General features: G+C 57.6%; 16 protein-coding genes and 1 other RNA gene. 11 read left to right on the top strand and 6 right to left on the bottom strand.

The features are described from left to right. Window positions 1–110: 110 nt before the first annotated feature. A complete protein-coding gene (locus tag J0909_RS13475; protein ID WP_207263606.1) occupies window positions 111–884 on the top strand; it encodes a hypothetical protein in 774 nt (257 codons plus the stop codon). Between the two features lie 9 nt (window positions 885–893). Here J0909_RS13475 and J0909_RS13470 read toward each other — a convergent pair whose 3' ends face one another. Both J0909_RS13470 and J0909_RS13465 read right to left on the bottom strand, forming a co-directional pair. Then, window positions 894–1,802 (bottom strand): DHH family phosphoesterase, encoded by a 909-nt coding sequence (locus tag J0909_RS13470; protein ID WP_207263605.1) that lies wholly within the window; start codon window positions 1,800–1,802, stop codon window positions 894–896. A gap of 110 nt (window positions 1,803–1,912) precedes the next feature. Then, window positions 1,913–3,016 (bottom strand): tRNA nucleotidyltransferase/poly(A) polymerase-related protein, encoded by a 1,104-nt coding sequence (locus tag J0909_RS13465; protein ID WP_207263604.1) that lies wholly within the window; start codon window positions 3,014–3,016, stop codon window positions 1,913–1,915. Between the two features lie 222 nt (window positions 3,017–3,238). Between J0909_RS13465 and J0909_RS13460 the strand changes: the two genes are divergently transcribed. From J0909_RS13460 to J0909_RS13450, 3 genes are all read left to right on the top strand, one after another. Next, window positions 3,239–3,937 (top strand): biotin--[acetyl-CoA-carboxylase] ligase, encoded by a 699-nt coding sequence (locus tag J0909_RS13460; protein ID WP_286182015.1) that lies wholly within the window; start codon window positions 3,239–3,241, stop codon window positions 3,935–3,937. A 70-nt stretch (window positions 3,938–4,007) separates the two neighbouring features. Beyond that, on the top strand, window positions 4,008–7,709 hold the full coding sequence (locus J0909_RS13455; protein WP_207263601.1) for a pyruvate carboxylase: 3,702 nt from the start codon (window positions 4,008–4,010) through the stop codon (window positions 7,707–7,709). A gap of 364 nt (window positions 7,710–8,073) precedes the next feature. Next, complete coding sequence (locus J0909_RS13450) at window positions 8,074–11,664, top strand: PEP/pyruvate-binding domain-containing protein (protein ID WP_207263599.1); 3,591 nt, start codon at window positions 8,074–8,076, stop codon at window positions 11,662–11,664. Window positions 11,665–11,739: 75 nt separating this feature from the next. Here J0909_RS13450 and J0909_RS13445 read toward each other — a convergent pair whose 3' ends face one another. Both J0909_RS13445 and J0909_RS13440 read right to left on the bottom strand, forming a co-directional pair. Further along, entirely contained in the window at window positions 11,740–12,036 is a 297-nt protein-coding gene (locus J0909_RS13445; protein ID WP_207263597.1) for a hypothetical protein, read from the bottom strand. Window positions 12,037–12,176: 140 nt separating this feature from the next. Beyond that, window positions 12,177–12,557 carry a flagellar protein FlaG gene (locus J0909_RS13440; protein ID WP_207263596.1) on the bottom strand — a complete coding sequence of 127 codons (381 nt, stop codon included), beginning with the start codon at window positions 12,555–12,557 and terminating at the stop codon, window positions 12,177–12,179. 278 nt (window positions 12,558–12,835) lie between these two features. On the opposite strand from J0909_RS13440, the gene J0909_RS13435 reads away from it, so the two are divergent. From J0909_RS13435 to J0909_RS13420, 4 genes are read left to right on the top strand one after another with little or no spacing between them, the layout of a single operon-like run. After that, window positions 12,836–13,954: a flagellar assembly protein A gene (locus J0909_RS13435; RefSeq protein ID WP_207263594.1), complete on the top strand. Its 1,119-nt coding sequence runs from the start codon at window positions 12,836–12,838 to the stop codon at window positions 13,952–13,954. 3 nt (window positions 13,955–13,957) lie between these two features. After that, a complete protein-coding gene (locus tag J0909_RS13430; RefSeq protein WP_207263592.1) occupies window positions 13,958–14,710 on the top strand; it encodes a motility protein A in 753 nt (250 codons plus the stop codon). Between the two features lie 21 nt (window positions 14,711–14,731). After that, the gene (locus J0909_RS13425) at window positions 14,732–15,496 is read left to right on the top strand and encodes an OmpA/MotB family protein (RefSeq protein WP_207263590.1); all 765 of its coding nucleotides are present in this window, start codon (window positions 14,732–14,734) and stop codon (window positions 15,494–15,496) included. Window positions 15,497–15,500: 4 nt separating this feature from the next. Next, window positions 15,501–16,253 carry a flagellar motor protein MotB gene (locus tag J0909_RS13420; protein WP_207263588.1) on the top strand — a complete coding sequence of 251 codons (753 nt, stop codon included), beginning with the start codon at window positions 15,501–15,503 and terminating at the stop codon, window positions 16,251–16,253. A 66-nt stretch (window positions 16,254–16,319) separates the two neighbouring features. Here the strand turns inward: J0909_RS13420 and ssrA are convergent. Then, window positions 16,320–16,705: a transfer-messenger RNA gene (gene ssrA / locus J0909_RS13415) on the bottom strand. 501 nt (window positions 16,706–17,206) lie between these two features. On the opposite strand from ssrA, the gene J0909_RS13410 reads away from it, so the two are divergent. The 3 genes from J0909_RS13410 to J0909_RS13400 all read left to right on the top strand — a co-directional run bounded on the left by J0909_RS13410 (window position 17,207) and on the right by J0909_RS13400 (window position 19,236). Continuing rightward, entirely contained in the window at window positions 17,207–18,040 is an 834-nt protein-coding gene (locus tag J0909_RS13410) for an AraC family transcriptional regulator (protein ID WP_207263586.1), read from the top strand. A gap of 6 nt (window positions 18,041–18,046) precedes the next feature. Beyond that, window positions 18,047–18,652: a LysE family translocator gene (locus J0909_RS13405; RefSeq protein WP_207263584.1), complete on the top strand. Its 606-nt coding sequence runs from the start codon at window positions 18,047–18,049 to the stop codon at window positions 18,650–18,652. A gap of 185 nt (window positions 18,653–18,837) precedes the next feature. Further along, window positions 18,838–19,236, top strand: a complete 399-nt coding sequence (locus tag J0909_RS13400; RefSeq protein WP_207263582.1) for a desulfoferrodoxin family protein — start codon at window positions 18,838–18,840, stop codon at window positions 19,234–19,236. A 783-nt stretch (window positions 19,237–20,019) separates the two neighbouring features. Here the strand turns inward: J0909_RS13400 and J0909_RS13395 are convergent. Next, window positions 20,020–21,387, bottom strand: coding sequence for a zinc ribbon domain-containing protein (locus tag J0909_RS13395; protein WP_207263580.1), 1,368 nt, complete (start codon window positions 21,385–21,387; stop codon window positions 20,020–20,022). Window positions 21,388–21,655: the final 268 nt, after the last annotated feature.

Here is a 21,655-nt window from a genome sequence, read left to right as displayed (position 1 = left end):
GCAGACTATTGGGTTTGAGCCTTTGAATCAATGTAAATATATTGACCATGGGATGATTTGGGGAGAAAATATATTCTACGGGCGGAAAAGGTCCCGGAATTGGAGGAACCGTGTCAGATCTCAGCGATTTTGCCGACCAGTTGCAAATGGGCGTCATCTCGGACATGGCCGAGAGTTATTTTGGCGACCGGAAGGAACTGGATTATGCCCTGGAGGCCTTCATGGGCATGATCAAGGAGTTCCTGCCGGTGGTCGAGCATCTGTTCCAGGCGGCTTCGACCCTGCGCCTCCTGCTTTTGGACGAGGCCACGGCCGACGCCTTCTGCGTCGGGTTGGGCCTCGACCCTGCGCGCATTCCGCCGGAGGAAGGTGCCGATATCCTGGTTTGGAAGTCCGCGCCTTTCGCCCTGACCGCCAAGGGGCGGTATACGGCCTGTGTCCAAGCGGCCTACCAAGGGCTTCACGAGGCCATCCGGGAATACCTCCACGGGCGGTATTACAACGACCCCAAACGGCCGGGGCGCAAGCGGGTAACCATGCACTACAAGCGTCTTGCGGAGATCGCCGGGATCATCAACGAAAAGATTCGCAAGGCCAATTGCGAGCGGTCCTTGTCCTCCGTGCTGCGCGAAGTGAAAAGCATGGATCCCGTGCGGATGGAGAAGGAGGAGATGTTCGGGGGCGTGACTTACGGGGACCACGCCGAACGTGATGCCGACATGTGCTTCGTGCCCATTGATTTAGACGGCTACCGTTTCCCCGAAGTGGAGGAATTGCCGCCCTTGAACGAGGTCAGGCCCGCCTTGAAGCGGTTTTGCGCACGCGTCTACGCCGAGCGCCGGGATGCGGCCCGCGCGGCTGTGGATCGGTTTTGCGGGCGGTGAGCCCGTTTCCTATGACGCGTTGATCCGGTTCAGAATTTTTTCCAGGGCCTCCGGGACCTTGGCCTCGGCCACCTGACAGGTGCCCACGGCCCGGTGCCCGCCGCCGCCCAGGGAAAGCATCAGCGCGCCCACATCCACCGGGCTCGTCCGGTTGAGGATGGAGTGGCCCACAGTCAGGACCACGTTCTGCTTCTTGAATCCCCAGATGATCCGAACGCTGATGTTGCACTCCAGAAACAGGGTGTAGACCATGAACCGATTGCCGCAAAATATGGGCTCCTGGTTTCGTAGGTCGAGCACTACCGCGTCGCCGTGAACCTCGGCATTGTCCGTAAGCATGTTGATGAACGGTTCGCGATCCTCCCCGTATTTCTCCACCCGCTCCCTGACGTCGTCGATGCGCAGGATTTCCTCCGCCGTTTTGGTCCGGCAGTATTCGATCATGTCGAGCATGAGCTGGTAGTTGCTGATGCGGTAATCCCGGTAGCGACCGAGTCCGGTCCTGGGGTCCATGATAAAACCGAGCTGGATCCATCCTGTGGGGTTGGAGATCTCGTCGGTGGTCAGGTTTGCGGAATCCACTTTGTCCACGGCCTCAATGAACTCACCGTAGGAAGCGGGGAATTTGTCCGCACCATAGTACTCGTAGACCACCCGCGCGCAGCTTGGAAGAGGGATGCTTGCGCCTTCGAATTCGATGTTTCCGAGCCGATCCTGCTCGCTGGTATGGTGATCGAACCACAACCCGCAGCCCTCGACGTATGGCACGTTGGCCAGGATGTCGTTTTTGGAGACCTCCACCCGGCCGTCCTGCAGGTCCTTGGGGTGGGCGAACAGGTAATCGTCAATGATGCCGAGTTGTTTGAGCAAAGTGGCGCAAGCCAGGCCGTCGAAGTCGGATCGGGTCACGAGTCTCATGTCTGTTCTCCATGTATAACGGGAAGTTGACGGTTGTATTCGCCTGTCTGTTGCAGGATGATGAATTATTAGTCGGTTGTTGAATATTTGTCAAAAGCGGCGGCCGCCAGTCAGCCGTTGCGCAGGACTTGTGCCCGGAGCATGCGCAGCTTTTCGCCGGACTGGGCTCCCTGGTTCCGATCTTCCGGAGCGAGCCGGACGGGCAGGATGGCCGCCAGCTCTTTTCGTGCCCGGTCGCCGTGGTCCTCGCCGTGATCGGCCAGGACGAGCTTGAACAGAGGGGACAACGTTCCGGACAGGTGCAGGTCCATGAGCATGTCCACCCGGGTGCCGGGCCGCAGTTGTCCATAGCGGGCCGCCGTCATGTGCCAGCGGGCGGCCTTCATGCCTGCATTCTTGTATTCGTTGGGCATGCGCAGCCGTAGTGCGGCGGCTTCGGCCAGGGGGACGCCCGCCAAGTCGTGCCCATAGTGGCGGGGCAGTTGCTTTTTCGGCGTCAGGGTCTTGCCGAGGTCGTGGGCGAGTCCCATCCAGACGGCCACCGGATTTCCGGCCAGGTCGTCCATGACCCGGCAGGTATGGGTCAGCACATCGCTGTCGTGGTAGGGGAGCGGGCCTGCCGGGATGGCCCGGGCCTTTTCGAATTCGGGGAACCAGGGCAGCAAACAGTCTGCCTTGGCCAGCAGCCGCAGGAAGTTGCCGGGCCGGGGACTCTCCAGTGCCTTGCGCAGCTCCGAGACCACCCGGTCGGCGGAGAGGGCCGCCAGCCGCCCGTCCCGGCCGACTTCACGCATGGCCTCGATCAATTCCGCGTGGGCGGTGAAGTCCGGCAGTTGGGCCGCGAACCGGGCTGCGCGCAGGACCCGCAACGGGTCGTCGGTCAGGGAGTGGCTCGAGGCCGGGCGCAGGACGCGCTCCGTCAGGTCGTCGAACCCCTGCGGATGGAGGATGAGTTCGCCATTCTCGTCGAGTAGTTGCGCATTGACAGTCAGGTCCCGTGCTTTTAACTCTTCATCTAGTGAATCCGCCCGGGGGAAGGAAAATTCCATGTTGTCCACCAGGAAGACCGGGAAGGTGCGGCCCACCTCGCGGGCCCGGGGAAATGTCTGGCGGAATTCTTCACGGGTGGCCCCCATAACCAAGTAGTCTCGGTCATGGAGGGGTCTGCCGAGCAGGAGATCGCGGACCGCGCCGCCAGCCAGATATACTTTCATTGGCCTACGTGTAACACAAGGTAACCCATGCTTCCACAAGGAATTTTTCTCATGAAATCGACGGATGGGGAGGGGGCGCCAGACCACTCGCTCTGGCTGGACGACCTGCGGGCCTACAGTCCATGGCTCCCCGCGGACCAGAATATGGCCCCCGAGGGTTGGCTGCGGGGCGACGGATTCACGGCTGGGACCGCGGTTGTTGCCGAGACTTGCTCCTCGACCATGGAACTGGCCGCCCGGTTGGTCCTCGATGGGGTCCTCGGACCGTGGGGCGCGGTGATTTGCGCCCGGCAGACGCAGGGCCGGGGCCAGTTGCGCCGTCCGTGGGCGTCGCTGGCCGGAAACATGCACGCCTCCATCGTGCTTCCTCCCGCGCCGGATTGCGGGCCGTGGGCCGTGGCCATGCGCGACCTCCTGCCCCTGGTGGCGGGGCATTTCGTCAGCGAGGTTCTGGCCGGTCTGGGGGCTTCTGTCGAGGTCAAGTGGCCCAATGATATTCTTCAGGAAGGACGGAAGGTTGGCGGGATGTTGATTGAAGAACGCAACGGTACGTCCATTCTCGGCGTGGGGCTGAATCTGGCCGATTGTCCGGGGGCGGCGCAGATGCGTAAAGATCATTCGGTCCCCGCCGCGAAAATCCGGTTACCGTTCTTTTCGGGCGGCCCCGTGACCCTCCTTGGCCATCTTGTAAACCACGGGAAAACCGTGTATACAGTAATGCTCGACGAGATTCCACCCCCTCGATTCATCTCTATGTTCGAGAGCAAACTCGCCTGGTTCGGACGAACTATCTTGGTCAAGGAAGGAGAAGAAAACTCCTATCAGGCTGTTTTGGCAGGCCTTTCCTTGAATGGTGGACTCGTTTTGCGTCGGGAAGGGGAGGAATCGGTGTTGTATTCGGGCTCGATATTTCCTCTTTAGGTTCCGCATGGGGCGGGACGGGTACAAGGGTATTTTCAGTCATTTTTGTCGTAGGAGACCAGTGAGATTCATGCAGCCGAAGTCCTTTGAGCAGGTACTTGAAGAGGTCAAGGGGAAGCGGATACTGGTGGCCAACCGGGGCATCCCGGCAAGGCGCATCTGCCGTTCCATCACCGAAATGTTCAGCGCCAAGGCGATAATGACCGCCACCGACGTTGATAAAACCTCTCCGGCCTCCTCCGGCGCCAATGAGCTGTTGATGCTCGGCGCGGACCCCCGTGCGTATCTGGACCAGGACAGAATCATCCGCGAGGCCAAGGCCAACAACGTGGTCGCCATCCATCCCGGTTGGGGATTCTGTTCGGAGGACGACACCTTCCCGGCCCGCTGTGCCAAGGAAGGAATCATTTTCATCGGCCCCGAGCAGGAGCCCATGCGCATTCTCGGCAACAAGGTGGCCGTGCGCAAATTGGCCATCGAGCAGGGTGTGCCGGTGGTGCCCGGTTCCGAAGGGGCCGTGTCCATTCCCGAGGCGCGCGAAATCGCCCGGGAGATCGGTTTCCCGGTGATGCTCAAGGCCGAGGGCGGCGGCGGCGGCCGAGGCATCTATGAGGTCTATCAGGAAGAGGACCTGGAGAACGCCTTCTCCAAGGCTTCGGCCCTGGCTCAGGCTTCCTTCGGCAACCCGCGCCTGTACGTGGAGAAGCTGCTGACCTCCGTGCGCCACATCGAGATCCAGGTCATCGCCGACAAGTACGGCAACGTCTTCTGCCTGGACGAGCGCGACTGTACGGTCCAGCGCAACCATCAGAAGCTCATCGAGATCACTCCGTCCCCGTGGCCCAAATTCACCCCCGAACTGCGCGAGCGCCTCAAGGACTATGCCCGGCGGCTGGTTTCGGCCGTCGGCTACTATTCCCTGGCCACTGTTGAATTCCTGGTGGACGGCGACGGCGTGCCCTATCTTATCGAGGTCAACACCCGGCTTCAGGTCGAGCACGGCATCACCGAGTGCCGCTACGGCATCGACCTGGTGGAAGAGCAGATCGCCATCGCTTTCGGGGCCGAGCTGCGCCTCAGCGACGCAAACACGAAGCCGTTTCAGTGGGCCATGCAGTGCCGCATCAACTGCGAAGACCCGCAAAAGCATTTCGAACCCAACTCCGGGCGCATCACCCGGTACGTCTCGCCCGGCGGGCAGGGCATCCGCATCGACTCCTGCGTGGGCGACGGCTATCGTTTCCCGTCCAACTACGATTCGGCGGCCTCGCTGCTCATCGCCTACGGCAATTCCTGGAACAAGGTTGTGGCCCTGATGAACCGCGCTCTGCGCGAATACATGATCGGCGGGGTCAAGACGACCATTCCCTTCCATCTCAAGATCATCGGCCACAAGAAATTCATCGAGGCGGACTACGACACCAATTTCGTCCGGCAGAATTACGCCGAGCTCATGGACTACTCGGACCGCGAGCCGGATTCCCTGCGCCTGACGCGGCTGGTGGCCGAGATCTCGGCTTTGGGCTACAATCGGTATGTGCAGCTTGGCGAATACCGGGGCCGCGAAGACAAGCGGGTAGGCCGGTTCAATCTGGCCAAGCCGCCCGAGGTGTCCTCCTGGTTCGAGCCGCGCTTCTCGCGCAAGATGGATCGGGACGCTATCCTTGATACCCTGCGCACGGACCGTGAGGCCGGGATCATCCACATGACGGACACCACGACCCGCGACATCACCCAGTCCAACAGCGGCAACCGTTTCCGCCTGGCCGAGGATCGCATCATCGGCCCCTCCCTCGACAAGTGCGGCTTTTTCTCCCTGGAGAATGGCGGCGGAGCGCACTTCCACGTGGCCATGCTGGCGAACATGACCTATCCGTTCACCGAGGCGGCCGAGTGGAACAAGTTCGCGCCCAACACCCTCAAGCAGATTCTCATCCGGTCCACCAACATTCTCGGCTACAAGCCGCAGCCCAAGAACGTCATGCGGCTGACCGGCGAGATGATCAACGAGCATTACGAAATCATCCGCTGTTTCGACTTCCTCAATCACGTCGACAACATGCGACCCTTTGCCGAAGTGGCTATGAGTTCGAAGCGAAACATCTTCGAACCCGCCATCTCCCTGTCCTGGGCCAAGGGATTCACGGTCGAACGGTATATGACCGTGACCGACGAGATCATCCGTATGTGTTCCGAAGCGGCGGGCCTCAGCCGCAAGCAGACCGAGAAGACCATCATCCTCGGCCTCAAGGACATGGGCGGAGTGTGTCCGCCCCGGTTCATGCGCGAACTGATCGCCGCCATTACCGCAAAATATCCCGAGCTGGTCATCCACAGCCACCGGCACTACACCGACGGTCTGTTCGTCCCGACCATGGGCGCCGCCGCCGAAGCCGGGGCGCATATCGTGGACGTGGCCATCGGTTCGTCCGTCCGCTGGTACGGCCAGGGTGAAGTCCTGTCCACGGCGGCCTACATAGAGGACGAACTCGGATTGAAAACCCATCTCGACAAGGACATGATCCGGGCGACCAACTTCCGGCTCAAGCAGATCATGCCGTACTACGACCGCTACACCGCTCCGTACTTCCAGGGCATCGACCACGACGTGGTTCGCCATGGCATGCCGGGCGGCGCGACGTCCTCCTCCCAGGAGGGAGCGCTCAAGCAGGGGTACATCAAGCTCTTGCCGTACATGCTCAAATTCCTGGAGGGGACCCGCAAGGTCGTCCGCTATCACGACGTCACCCCGGGCTCCCAGATCACCTGGAACACCGCCTTCCTGGCCGTAACCGGGGCCTTCAAGCGCGGCGGCGAACGCGAAGTGCGCCGGTTGCTCAATGTCCTGGACATCGTCACTCTGTGCAGCGATGACGAGCTGACTGACCTTGAACGCGAGGCTCGGCTCGACCTGTACCGCGACTCCAACGACGCCTTCCGCAATCTGCTGCTCGGCAAGTTCGGCAAGCTGCCCCTGGGCTTCCCGGCCGATTGGGTCTACCAGTCCGCTTTCGGCTCCGGTTGGGAAACGGCCATCAAGGAGCGCACCGAGGCCTCGCCATTGACCACTCTCAAGGATGTGGACCTTGTGGCCGAGAAAAAGGCGCTGTTGTCCCGGCTGCACCGCCAGCCCTCCGAGGAAGAGTTCATCATGTATCTCAACCACCCGGGCGATGCCATCAAGACCATCGACTTCTGCGAAAAGTTCGGCAACATCAACAACCTGCCCGTGGACATCTGGTTCGAGGGGTTGGAGAAGGGTGAGCTCCTGGAGTTCCAGGGCAACTGCAAGAAGCCGCACGTCATGCGCATCCTGGACATCTCCGAGCCGGACGAGAACGGCATGGCCGTGGTCCGCTACGTGCTGGATTCCGAAATCATGAGCCACCAGGTCAAGGTGGCCGAGGCCGAGGCCGGTGCCAAGGACGCCACGGAGATGGCGGATCCGTCCAATGTCTACCACGTGGGCTCGCCCAGCAACGGCGACCTTTGGGTCACCCATGTTCGTCCCGGCGACCGCGTCAAGGCGGGCGAGGAGTTGTTCAACATCTCCATCATGAAGCAGGAGAAGGCGGTGCTGGCCCCGGTGAGCGGCATGGTCCGAAGGGTCATCAAATCCGCCAACTACACCGAGGACCGGAAGATGATCCCGGTGGTGGAAGGGGAGCTGCTCGTGGAGCTCGGCCCCGAGGCGGGCATCTGTCCCACCTGCAAGTTTGTCGTCCCGTCGGAGGATTGCAACTTCTGCCCCAACTGCGGCCAGAAATTGTAAAAAAATAATGCGGGCCGCAAAATTGGTTTGATTTTGTGCCCCGTGGCCTCGCTTCGGGAAGGCCCCATGAACAATTCGGCCGATGCGCTATAATAGCGCGTCGGCCTTTGTTTTTTCCCATTTGAAGAATGCCGGTGAAGACCATTCAGAATAGATTTGGAGTATTTTTGTTGGCGCTATTGGATTAAAGGTTGGACCAATTGTTTCGTTGACGAAGCATTCAGGAACCCTGTAAGCGGAGATTCGAACCTTGGGTTTTGTTTGTTCTTTTCTGACGATTCAAAATGGAAAGCGCCGTGGTTTTGAGACATGGACTAAGGTAATAGACAAGGTCCGGTCCACACGGTCATACCAGGAGGATGAAATGGCCAAAGCCAAGAATGAAGCAACGGATAACGCACCGGCGACCAAAGCCAAGAAAACCGATACCAAGGTAGAGGGGCTCAAGCAGAAGCTCGTCCTCAACGGCGCCGAGATCAAAAAGATCGGCGAAGACGCCGAACTGCTAGTCGGCGGCAAGAACTACAATACGGCCATCATCAGCCAGGTGCCGGGTATCCGGGCTCCGGAATTCCGGGCCATTTCCTCGCACGCCTTCCACATCCTCTTGGACGAGACCAAGGTCAATGCCGCCGTGGTTCGGGCCACGGTGGACAAAGAGTACAACAAGATCGACTGGAACTCCGACGCGGTCAACGAGGACTCCGATTACCTCCAGAATTTCGTCCGTCGGGTGGGCAAGAAGATCGGCGAGGAGTCCCGGAAGCAGTCCGGCACCCCCATCCGGCTGCGCACCTTCATCAACAACGTGGTCGAAGGTTTCGCCACCTCCCCGGAGGGCATCGACCAATTGCGCATGCGTTCGGTCCTGGTCCAGTCGGCCATCCTGTCCGTGGACATGCCCGAGGAGATCGGCAAGGAAGTCAAGGGCGCCTACCAGTCCATCTGCAAGGAAGCCGGTCTGGACGACGTACCGGTGGCCGTGCGTTCCTCGGCCGCTGGCGAGGACAGCCGCAAGAAGGCTTTTGCCGGGCTCCAGGACACCTATCTTAACATCGTCGGCGCGGACGAATGCCTTGAAGCCTACCATTGGGACTGCGCTTCGGCCTATAATTTGCGTTCCATGACCTACCGCCGCGAGGCCATTCTCGACGCCATCACCAAGGCCGAGAAGACCGGCGACGACTCCATCGCCGAAACCGCCAAGAAAGAATGGGCCATTGAGCATACTTCTCTGTCCGTGTGCATCATGCGGATGATCAATCCGGTCATCTCCGGCACGGCCTTCAGCGCGGACACGGCCACTGGCTGCCGGGGCACTTCCCGCAACGATCTCGTGTCCATCGACGCCAGCTACGGGCTGGGCGAAGCGGTTGTCGGCGGCATGGTCACTCCGGACAAGTTCTACGTTTTCCAGCGCGAGGGCGGCCGCGAGGTGGTTATCCGCTACATGGGCTGCAAGGAAAAGAAGATCGTCTACAAGGAGGATGGTAGCGGCACCCACGTGGTCAAGGTCGCCGACAACGAGGTCTTCCGTTGGGCTTTGTCCATCGCTCAGGCCGAGACCGTGGCCCAGGGGGTGCGCAATATCTCCCAGGCCTACGGCGGCATGATCATGGATACCGAGTTCTGCATCGACAAGACCGACCGCCTGTGGTTCGTTCAGGCCCGTCCCGAGACCCGCTGGAACGAGGATTTCGAACTCCATCCACATACCATTTTCATGCGCCGCCTCGAAGTGGACAAGAAGGCCGTGGACACGGCCGAGGTTATCCTGGAAGGCAACGGCGCATCCCGGGGCGCGGGCCAGGGCACGGTCAAGTACCTGCGGTCCGCCCTGGAACTGAACAAAATCAGCAAGGGCGATATCCTGGCCGCCGAGCGCACCGACCCGGACATGGTCCCGGGCATGCGCATCGCCTCGGCCATCCTGGCCGATGTGGGCGGCGACACCAGCCATGCGGCCATCACCTCGCGCGAGCTGGGCATCCCGGCCATCATCGGCATCCAGCGCATCGAGGCCCTGCGTTCCATGGACGGCCAGCAGGTTACCGTGGACGGCTCTCGGGGCAAGGTCTACCGGGGCGAGCTGCCCTTGGTGGAGGTCGGCGGCGAAATCAACGTGGATAAGCTGCCCGCCACCAAGACCAAGGTCGGCCTGATCTTGGCCGACGTGGGCCAGGCCCTGTTCCTGTCCCGCCTGCGCAACGTGCCCGACTTCGAGGTCGGCCTGCTGCGCGCCGAGTTCATGCTCGGCAACATCGGCGTTCATCCCATGGCGCTTGAGGCCTACGACAAGGACACCCTCAATGATCTGGTGGAGGAAAAGCTCCAGGAGATGGACCACCATCTGACCAAGGTCATGAAGGAGCAGTTGGATTCCGGCCTGATCACCATGCCGTTGAAGTTGCGTGAATACGTCGGCCTGATCACCGGCCTGACCCGTCAGATGGAATCCTTGGCCGAGCAGGAGGGCGCCCGCTCCACGGACGAGGTGCTGGCCATGCATCGCCGCCTGCGCGAGATGGACCACAAGCTCGACGAGCACATCGCCCACGCCACCGAACGGCTGGACGTGCTCAAGACCTCCATTGATCCCGAGGCTCACGTGGCCGTGGTTCTGGGCTTCCACGATATGCTCGAGCCCGTTCCCACGGTCCGCACCGAGGCGTGGAAGATTCGTCAGCAGCATGAAAAAATCGTCTCCGAATACGTGGCCCGCCTCAAGGAGGACCCGGAGTTCGAGGCCCACATCGACAAGATCACCCGGTTGCGCGAGGAAGTGGCCCTCAAGATGGGTCTGAAGTCCGAGATGGACGAAGTGGCGACCTTGCCCGACCGCATCCGCCGGCTGCTTGAATCGCGCGGATACACCACCGGCAAGGAAAACTACATCCAGACCCTGTCTCAGGGATTGGCCTTGTTCGCCATGGCCTTCTACGGCTCGAACATCGTTTACCGAACCACGGACTTCAAGTCCAACGAGTACCGCAATCTGCTCGGCGGTTCCCTGTTCGAGGCCCACGAGGACAACCCCATGATCGGCTACCGGGGCGTCTCGCGGAACATCCACGATTGGGAGCTTGAAGCCTTCAAACTGGCCCGGGGCATTTACGGCGGACAGAATCTGTCGATCATGTTCCCGTTCGTGCGTACCCTGGAAGAGGCCCGCTCTATGAAGCGCTACCTCAAGCAGGTCCACAACCTGGAATCCGGCAAGGATGGGCTTAAGGTCATCCTTATGGCCGAGATTCCGAGCAACGCCATCCTGTGCAAGGAGTTCCTCAAGGAAGTTGACGGCTTCTCCATCGGGTCCAACGACATGACCCAGATGGTCCTGGCCACGGACCGTGATAACGCCAGCCTGCAACATATCTATGACGAAGAGGACCCGGCGGTTGTCTGGGCCATTCTGTCCGCCATCTTCGCGGGCCAGAAGGCCGGCAAGAAGGTCGGCTTCTGCGGCCAGGGCGTGTCCAACTCGGTGATCCTGCGAGGCTTGGTGGCCATCGCGGGCATCGTCTCCGCCTCTGTGGTGCCCGATACCTATTATCAGACCAAGCTGGATATGGCCGAGATCGAGTCCGAGAACATCAAGACCAGCGATCTCGGCGCGTGGCTCAAGATGCAGCACATGGTCAAACTCCAGGAACTCCTGGAGGCCAACAGCTACGGTCACATCCTCAAGAAATACAAGTCCCCCGAGGACTTCATGGAATGGTACGAAGGCGAGCTCGACCGCTTCAGCGAACAGCTCCGCGACCACATGGAGACCCCCAAGGAGGAGTTCTACCGCCAGGAGATGGAGCAGTTCCGTTCCGTCTTCCACAAGCCGGTCATCTACGCCAGTTGGGATTGGCACCATACCGTGGAAGACGCCATGCATCACGCCGGGTTCGCCACTTTCGAGGAGCAGGAAGCGGCTTTGGAAACGCAGCGCAAGAAACAGTGGTAGCCACCGCTTCGCATCAGCAATGAAAAAGGCCCCGACCGTATTGGTCGGGGCCTTCTCGTTTGCGGAAGAGGGGGGTCAGGCTATTTTGTCGGCGATGGTTCCGATACCGGTGTCGGCCGCAGCCTGGTGCACGGTTTGCTGGATGTCGATGTCCGTGCCGGTGGAAGAGAAATCCGTTCCCGTGCCGAGGTAGTCCTCGGTCCGGGAGGCGACCTCCAGCCCGGCCACGGTCTGTTCGCGGTGATCCAAACCGCCTGCGCTGACGCCGGAGATGACCTCGTCAGTGTTATCCCTGATGGACTCGGGCCCGAAGAGCTGGTTGTCCATGCTCATGGCCTGCACCGTGTCCGCTGATATGCTGATGTCCGACATGGGCGCCTCCGTTGCTGGGTGTCGTACCCATTAACTATGCCCAAGCTTCCGAAGCTTGGCAAGCCTGCGGGAACAAGGCGTGCCAACGCCAAAGGCGCCCCCGGCACATGCCCGGGACGCTCTCGGTGGTCTGCTTCGGCCTAGGACATGCGGTCCAGGAATCCCTGCCCGAGATCCTTCAAGGACTTTGTCAGCTTGATCAATTCATCGTCCGGGATCTTGCGAATGGTCTTCCCATTGGAATCGACGATTTCCACCTGAACCGTGTCGTTGTTCTCCAGAATGTTGAACTTCAACTTGACGTTCTTGGCTTCAAGGTGTTCCTCGGCCTCGCTGATCAGGTTTTCCAGTTCCTCTCGGGAGAAGCTGTCGGACTGCTTGTCCGACTGTGTTTCATCCTGCGCCATGACCTCGTCGTTGCGCCATTCCCGGGCAGGCGGCTTCTGCGCGATCGCGGCCGAACCAACGCTCTCCGAGCGCAGCTCTTCCTTCCTGTCGATGTTCATCATGGGGAAATTCATGGTCTCCCTCCCTGGTGTTGCACGAATCATCCCAACCCAATATCTCTCTTACGTACGATATCGGCATACCGGTCATTATCTTTAGAGCTATGAAATATGCGATCGCGTATATCCCGGAATGTCCGAAAAAGGTGATAATCATTGACGATAAGTAGAATATCCAATACGATCTCATTGTTTTTCAATAGGCCTGTAACAGGCCGGTTTATTTGAGTCTTCACGGCGTTCCGGCGCATTAGCCGACCTTCGGCTTCCCTATTAAATTACTCAGAGTGGCAATGCCGTTTTTCCTGAAGCACTACTTTGACCCCGACTGGGACCCGGCCAAGCTCAAACCGGAAGAGCAGGCGGACGGGAGCGTGGATCACCATGAGCGCCAGTTCGTCAAGAACGTGGCCGCAGGTGAACTCATCGCCGAATGGATCCCCGTGGAAGAGGCCGGAGAAGACCTGGACGAGCGGTTCGTGTCTGAGGAGAAATCCTTCCCCGCAGGGAAGGGCACGGGCATCAAGCGGAAGTTCCCGGACAAGCTTTTCGCTGCGGTGGACGGTTACGTCTGTTACAAGGAAGGGCGGATTCTGGTGCGCAATCCGCTCACGGTCCATTCAGATATCGACTATCACACCGGCAACGTGGATTTCGTGGGCAACGTGGTGGTCGAGGGGTCCGTGCGCAGCGGCTTCACCGTCGAAGCCGCCAATGTGCGCATCAACGACCAGGTGGAAGGGGCGTCTATCACGGCCCGGGGCAGCCTGGACTGTCGGGGCGGCGTCAAGGGCGGCAAGAAGGCGTTGCTCAAGACCGGCAAGGACATGAAGCTGGCTTTCTGCGAGTATGCGACCCTGTTGTCCGGCGGCGATATCATGATCAAGGGCGCACTGATGCACAGCAACGTCTATGCGGGCAAGCGGCTGGCCGTGGGCGGGCGGCTCACCGGCGGCAGTATTTGCGCCTACGACTACATCTACGTTGGCGGACAGCTCGGCGGCGGCATGGACACGGACACTTCGCTGGTTTTGGGCTACAAGCCCTTGCTGTTGTTCACGGACCAACGGTACAATATGCGCATCAAGGGGTTGCACGAGGACATCGCCTGCTTCGAGAAGGCATTGAACAAGGGCGAGGAGTTTCGGGCCGAGTACGAGCCCCGGCTGGAATCGGCCCGTCGCGAACTGGAATTGCTCAAGACCATGAAGGTCAAGCTATGGGACGGCATTTACGCTACGGAGCGGCTGGACGAATGCCGGGTACTGGTACCGGGCATGGTCAAACCCGGCGTGGAAATTTGTATCGGTTCGGCGTATTATAAGGTGAATGATTTTTTGGAAGATGTTTTCTTCTACCACGACAATGGTGAAGTTAAAATTGGCGCATCGTCTGGAAAAAACAAGAAATAGCATATGGATATAGCAACTCTTATCGGCCTTGTCGGTGCCTTTGCCCTTGTCGTCACCACTATTTTCATGGGCGGCAACGCGGCCGGATTCATCGACATACCCTCGGTGGTAGTCGTTATCGGAGGTACCTTCGCGGTCACCTTCGTCATGTTTCCCCTAGGCGTGGTCATCAATGCCTTCAAAGTCGGCATGAAGACACTCATGTTCAAGTCGACGGACCCTCGGGAAATCATCAAGTTGATCACTTCTCTGGCCGATACGGCTCGCAGGGAAAGCTTGGTCGCCCTGGAAAAGGTCAATATCGACGATGCGTTTCTCAAAAAAGGCGTGATGTTGGTGGTGGACGGCTCCAGCGAGGGGCTGGTCCGCTCGGTCATGGAGATCGAACTGGAGTTCATGAAGCAGCGCCATCGCCAGGGGCAGGCCGTGTTCAAAGGCATGGGCACCATGGCCCCGGCCTTCGGCATGATCGGTACCCTCATCGGTCTGGTCAACATGCTCTCCAACCTGTCCGACCCGTCGTCCATCGGACCGGCCATGGCCGTGGCCCTGCTGACCACCTTCTACGGAGCCATCATGGCCAACGTCATGTTTCTGCCCATGGCCACCAAGCTTGAGGAACGGTCTGCCGAGGATGTCCTGTTCATGCAGATCATGATCGAAGGGGTTTCCTCTCTGCAACGCGGTGACCACCCATCGGTGGTCAAGGAAAAGCTGCAAGCTTTTCTGTCCCCTGCCTTGCGCGAAGCGTCCTAATTCCCGACGCACGGAGAATTCATGGCCAAAGCCGAAGAAGTCATACGGCGAAAGCCGCCGGAGGACCCACCGGGAGACGAGGGACTGCCCGCGTGGATGGCGACCTTTTCCGACATGGTCACGCTGCTGCTGTGCTTCTTCGTGCTGTTGCTTTCTTTTGCCCAGCAGAGCGAGGAGAAGTTCCGCGACGCGCTCGGTTCGCTTAAGGGTGCCTTCGGGGTGAAGGAAGTCCGTGCGGTCTCCGACGAGATGGCCCAGTTCAATTCCAGCTCCGAGGCGACCCGGGAAATGGCTACGTCCATCTCCCACGACCAGCGGCTGTTGCTGTCCGTGGTCATGCGCATCAAGTCCATGGTCGAAAATATGGACGTGCGGCTCAAGGAAGGGGCGGGCGTGAGCGCGGACCGTGACGGCGTGGTCTTCAGCGCCAGTACGGCCACGCTGTTCAAGCCGGGCACCGCCGAACTCAGACCGGAAGCCGCTCCGATCCTGGACAGCGTCATCAAGATTCTCAAGGATTACAAATTGAATCTCGTGGTTCGGGGGCATACGGACGACCGGCCCATCCATACGGCAAAATATCCCTCCAATTGGGAGTTGTCCGCCGCCCGTGCGGCCGTGGCCCTGGACTACATCGTCAACAAGGGCGGCATCGAGATCAATCGGGCCAAGGCCGTGGGCTATGCCGATACCCGGCCCGAAGTGCCCAACGACACCGAAGCGGGCCGGTTGAAGAACCAGCGGGTCGAATTTTACATGCACATGCCCCAGCGGGACGCGTGGTAGGAATATGGCCGAACAGGAATCAGTTGAACAGCAGGGCGGGGGGCCCCGGCCCGACCCGCCCAAGCCCGACGAGGGGATTCCTGCGTGGATGGCCACCTTTTCGGACATGGTCACGCTGCTGTTGTGCTTTTTCGTCCTGCTTTTGTCCTTCACCAATCAGGATGTGACCAACTTCCGCAAGCTCATGGGCTCCATTCAGGAAGCACTTGGCGTGCAGTACGAGGACAAGACCGCCATGTCCGTGCCGTATGCGGACACGACGTTCAAGGAACGGCAAAGCGTCCGCGACAATCGACAGATCGTCGAACTCGGCGTGATCCTGAAGAAAGCCATCCGCGCCAAGGACCTGACGCACATGGCCAAGGTCAGCTCCGATAAATCGGGCGTCATGCTCCGCCTGAGCAATCAGGTGCTCTTCGACAAGGGATCCGTGGAACTGACCGCCGAGGCCAAACAGGCTTTGCAGATAGTCATCGAGTCCATGCAGAAGACCAATTTCAACATGGTCATCCGGGGCCACACCGACGGCGAGGTGCCCGAGTCCGCCCAGTACGGCTCCAACTGGTCCCTGTCCGCGGCTCGCGCGGCCCGCTGCCTGCGTTATATCCTTGAACATTCAGCCATACCTGCCACCCGCATGAAGGCTGTTGGCTACGGTGGCTCCAAACCGCTCTTGCCGAGCACCTCTGAAGAAAACCGCCACGTCAATCGCCGAGTGGAGTTCTTTTTTCTCCCTCCGGGCCGCTCCAAGTGGTAACGGAACATATCGTTGCAATAAAAAGAGGCCCCGCCGATATCGGCGGGGCCTCTTTTGTGGCAGAAATGGTGGAGGCGGGGAGAGTCGAACTCCCGTCCGAGAACGATCCGCGAAAGCGTCTACAGGTTTAGGTCCGGATTAAGATTTCGTTCGATGGATTGCTCCGGGCCGGACGGCCATCGAACTAGAACCTTTGCGTGTTTCGCAGCTTCGGCAAGGAACGGACCTCCACGTGCTAGCCTTATGATTTGACGATTCTATCCGCTTATAAGGCGTCGGCGGGAGAATCGTGACAAGCTATGTTGTCAGGTGCAACTCTGCAATTAAGCAGCCATTGCGTAATCGTAATTGTCGTTGGCAATTATCTTTGTGGTCGATTTTTACGAGGCCATCGACCAACCTCGACCTGCGGCTTCAGCTTCAACTATCCCCGTCGAAACCAGTGCGCCCCCATGTCAAAGAACTGTTCGGGACAACTCCTATATAAGGCCTCGGCCCTGTTTGGCAACCAAAACCGGCATTTTTCTCTTTTGGCGGTCAGTTGCGGCTTCTTCGCGATTAGTATTGTATAATCAGTACATTGTGTTTTTTTAGATAAAATCTAGAAATTATCTAGATAATTTAAATGCACCGCAAGCCCCCTGAGAAGCACGAAAACATATCTCCTGGGAGTCCTGGGAGTTGCATCGAGAGTATCCGCAGCCGAAAGTCTAGACCTGCGGGGTGGAGGCGGGAAGATCTGGAAGACGGATGAGCATGCCGCCAAAGGAAGGGCGGGATGCAGGGCGGGGCGCGGCATCCCGCAGCGTTGCCGGAGGCCGCCTTGACTGGGCGGATTCAGTGGCTACCTCCGAAGGAGCATGTCCTCTTGTTGTTCCTTCTGGGGGATTGCGCAATTTTATCCAAGCCATTTGTGCGGGGTCGCGGTATCCAGGTGCGGAAGGGATAGGCAGATGTCCACAGCCAGAGAAAATACATTCGAATTCGTCAGCAACGGGCGTGACCTGGGCGTGACCGTGCTCAACGCGGTCATGTCGGACTTCTCCTATGGACGGCATGCCCACGAGGAAGTGGCCGTTGGCGTGACCCTCGGCGGCGTGCAGGAGTTTTCATGCAAGGGGCGGCGGTTTCGCAGTTCGCCGGGCGACATCATTCTGTTTAACCCCGACGAGGCACATAACGGCAACCCCGGCGGCGGGAATGCCCTGGAATACACCATGCTCTATCTCGATCCGGCCGTGTTCAACGGGCTGGCCGGGAGTGCCGCCGATCCCGACCAGGAGGAATATCGCGTGGAGGAGACCCATTTCGCCGACCCGGTCCTGCGAGCGCTGATTTTGCGCATGGCCCGGCTGGCGGCGTCTCCGGCCGCCGATGTTCCGGCGATCGAGGCCTGTCTGTATGCGCTGGCCGGACGGCTGACGAGCCGGATGGGAGTTTACCGCCCCAATTCCTGGACCGCTGCCAAGGACACGCTGTTGTTGCGCGCCAGGGAGTACGTTCACGACAACATTGAAGCGGCCATCTCCATCGACGATTTAAGTCGGGCGGCGCATCTGTCGAAATACCATTTCATCCGCCTGTTTCGTAGCCAGTTCGGGCTCACTCCGCACCAATACATCATCAACTATCGAATCAATCGGGTCCGAGAGGAATTGGCGGCGGGCACGCCGCCTTCGGACGTGGCCTACCGGTTCGGCTTTTTCGACGTGAGCCACATGCACCGGCATTTCAAGCGCGCGTACGGCCTCACGCCCCGGCAATATCAGATTCAACTCACCAGGTAGGTACCCATGCTCGGCATTATCCTGTTCTGTATAGGGGTCATGTACACCCCCGGCCCGGTAAACATTCTCAGCTTGAATTGCGGCATGCAGCGCGGACCATTGTCACATATTCCATTCTGCCTGGGCGTGGGCGCGGCGCTGGCCTTCTGGTTTGCCCTGGTGGGGTATGCCGGGGTCGCCGTTGTCGGTGGTCCCATGCTTCCGGTTATTGCCGGGCTGGGGACCTGTTTTATTCTCTATCTCGGCTGGAAGGTCGTCACCGCCGACGTGGACGCGCCCAAAACCGACAAGCCCGTGGCCGCGCTGGACTTCAAGGACGGGTTGTTCATGCAGTTGCTCAACCCCAAGGCGTTCATGGTGGTTTTGCCTGTGACCACCATTCAGTTTCCGGCCGCCGGGATAGCCGGTGCGGATGTGGCCATCTGGTCCCTGGCGTTGGGGGCATTGGGCGTGGGCGCGCCCCTTTCCTATGCGGCCATCGGGGCGGCTGTCACCAGGCGCTTGGGCGACACGCGTTATTTTCGGTATCTGAACTACGTCATGGGCGGCATGCTCTTTGTCGTGGCGGCCGACATGGCCTATGAACACGTTTACCTGCCTTGGGGGGGGTAGGGGACAGGCTTTCCAGGCGGGGGGCTGGGGATGGAACCCCCGGCCTGTTTGGCGCTTTCAAGCGGCCGCTCGGTTGGAAATGCGAGGAAAAAGGAAAGATTCGGCCGATCAGTGTCTTGAATGGTTGCAAGTCGTCCCGAAGGTGGTAAGGTGAGGACAATAATCATTCTTCATATGGAGGCATCATGAGCAGCAGACGTATTTTCCTCAAATCGGCCCTGGCCCTGGCGGCCGGACTTTCCTTGGGCGTTCGCAAGGCTTCGGCCGATACCGGCCCGTTTCCCTCGAACATCGTCTATACGGCCGAAGACCCGGGCCAATGGGCGAAAAAAGCCGCCATCCATCTGCCCCAGGTGAGCATGGCGGACGGCAAATTGACCGTGCGGACCAAGCATTCCATGAGCGCGGACCATTTCATCGTGCGTCACACGGTGGTCGGTGCGGACGGCAAATTCTTTGGCGCGCAGGTTTTCACGCCCGGGGACAAGCCTGTATCCACCTACGACCTCCCGCCCAAGGGCGAGTATTACGCCACCAGCTTTTGTAACCTGCACGACTTCTGGGTGACCAAATTCACGGTCTAGCCCAGCAGCGATAAAAAAGTCCGCACGGGAAACTGTGCGGGCTTTTTTTATGCGGAACGAGCGGAAAATCCGAGTTAGAAAAATTTGACGCGCCCAATTGATTGGGATTCAAAGTCGGTTTTGTGTGTAGCGTTAGTCGCAGCCGCGCCTCCGCCTGATGGATATGCACATCGACAAATCAAGGTGCGGGCGGGCGACTGAACACTCAGAAAAGAGAAAGCCTCTTTGAGGGGCTTTGATTTAATCGGGCGGAGAGGAGAGGATTTGAACACAGGAGGGTTCTACGCTTCCTCTTTTCTTATGCTCTGACTCTTTTGCTGCCTATTAAAATTCTATGATACTAGTCGGTTGAGCGTTGAAAAAATGTTTAGGACTTGGCTGCGACAAATCACGCTAACCTAAAAAAATTTACACATGGTGTCACAGTTAACAAGAGGTTTTTATCTGCGAAATTCCTTTCCATTTGTTGACCATAGGTAGAGAGACTCACTGTATGGCAAGCGTAAGAGAATTTTGGACTTGGTTATTAGGGCTAAAACCGCTCCACGACAGAGAAGGCTTACCCCACCCATCTCTCGATCACAAATAGCGTCTGCATCTTCTATGAGGTTCAATTTTCCTGTTCGTGGAATGACAATTGTTTTACCCTCTGGGATAGCTCCTATCGGCGGAATGACAAAAATAGTTACCTGAGTCGAGGCAATGAACAGGAGTGTGACTATTACGAATGTGACGAGTAGTGATTTTTTCATAATGATCTGGATCGCAACTTGCCGGTTTAAATTATTGGTACGGTACTCCTAAAGAGTCATATGCGTATTTAATCCCCGCTTTCATACCTCGTGCAGTTTCATCTTTATTTCTACATCTAACTGGGAGAACAATGTCATTTTGAGGGTCACAAGCTACGCCGACCATTGATTTTCCGGCACATATACCTCCCCTGTACCCAAGGGAATAACAGCTTTCTGGCTTGGCTGCTTCTAATTTTTTTTCATAATAAGCTAGTTTTTCTTTATAAAGCGTACTTCTAGGATTTAGCCCCGCAAGTTCTTTGTAGAATTTAACATTTTTTTCAATGTCAGAGCTTGGTACTTTTTTTACATCTGCTAACAATTCTTTTTCTACTATCGTATTGCGCATCCTTTCAGCTCTATTAAATGCTTGTATATCTGTGTTCTTGTAATCAAGTGAAGCAAGCTCTAAGTAATTTGCATACAACAGTTTTATGTCATTTGCTTTTCTGTCATTATGCACAAGTGGTTCAAGTCTGTGTATGTTTTTACGTGCAAGCATAATTCGACTTGAAGTTTTCAATTTCGCAAGCTCGCTGTTCCAGTCTTGCTTATCAATGTATTGAATTGCCTCTTCGTATTTTTCTTCTGATACCAGTGCTCTTGTTCTATCTATCAGTTCCTTAGTTGTATCTATCACCTGTGCTTTTGGAGTGCTGCTCTCATTTTGGTCGTGAGTAAATTGCGTATACGCAGCGAAGCTTAAGCCGCCACCCAAGATTATGAGGACAAATACAAGTTCTTTCTTTGGGAAAGAAAATTCCTTTTTGAGGGGACGGCTTTCCGGTTTTTCGTTCTTGATAGGCTTAACTTTTATGGGTTCTGATTTAGATACCTGCGTCTCTTGTATTACTTTCTTGGCAACAGTTCTTTCCTTCTCTTGTAGTGGATTAACTTCTGACCCACAGTGCTTGCATTTAATTGCCTTAGCTTTAATCAATTCAGCACAGAAGGGACATTCTCTTTCTTCCGGTGTAACGAGATGCTTGGGCAATGGCTTGTTACAATTCCTACACCAAGTGAAAGATTCGTTCATTAAAGCTCCACAGTGAGGGCATTTAATATTTTTTTCTGGTAATTCAATCTTGCCTGGTTTCTTAATATAAGATTCATTTTTTTCATCAAATTCTATCCACCCCTTTTTTAAGTAGCTTTCTTTTACAATTGAGAACGCAAAAAAAGGGTACACTAGCCAAGATATTCCAAATGTTATAGTGGCTATTATTATCCCACCTACGAAGTGAGTCCAAATTCCATTGATTGCAAAATAAATTGGCCCGAAAAAAAGGGTTAATATAAATGTTTCCGCTGGATTAACTTCCTCTACGTAACCATTTGTAGGGTTTCTAAATTCCATTACGTCCCTCAATTTGCTATATGATATCTGAAAAATTTGTATTGCCAGAATGCCACGTATATTATGACCAATCGCAATGGACTTGCGGTTTCTCCAATTCGTCGGAAATCAGGATTTTAGCATTTCATATCGCTATCTGCATAATGTGTAAACCAAGTTTGGTGGTACTCTTCAATGCCTTGAAAAATCTGTGCCCAAGTCCCCGAGCGCATAGAACACACCGGGTACTCAAAGATTCAAGCGAGGGGGGGCATGGTGGACCTCGGAT

The organism is Desulfovibrio sp. Huiquan2017 (genome assembly GCF_017351175.1).
GTDB lineage: Bacteria > Desulfobacterota > Desulfovibrionia > Desulfovibrionales > Desulfovibrionaceae > Pseudodesulfovibrio.
The sequence above is the reverse complement of the archived record's forward strand: the minus strand, read 5'-3'. Positions and strand labels throughout refer to the sequence as shown.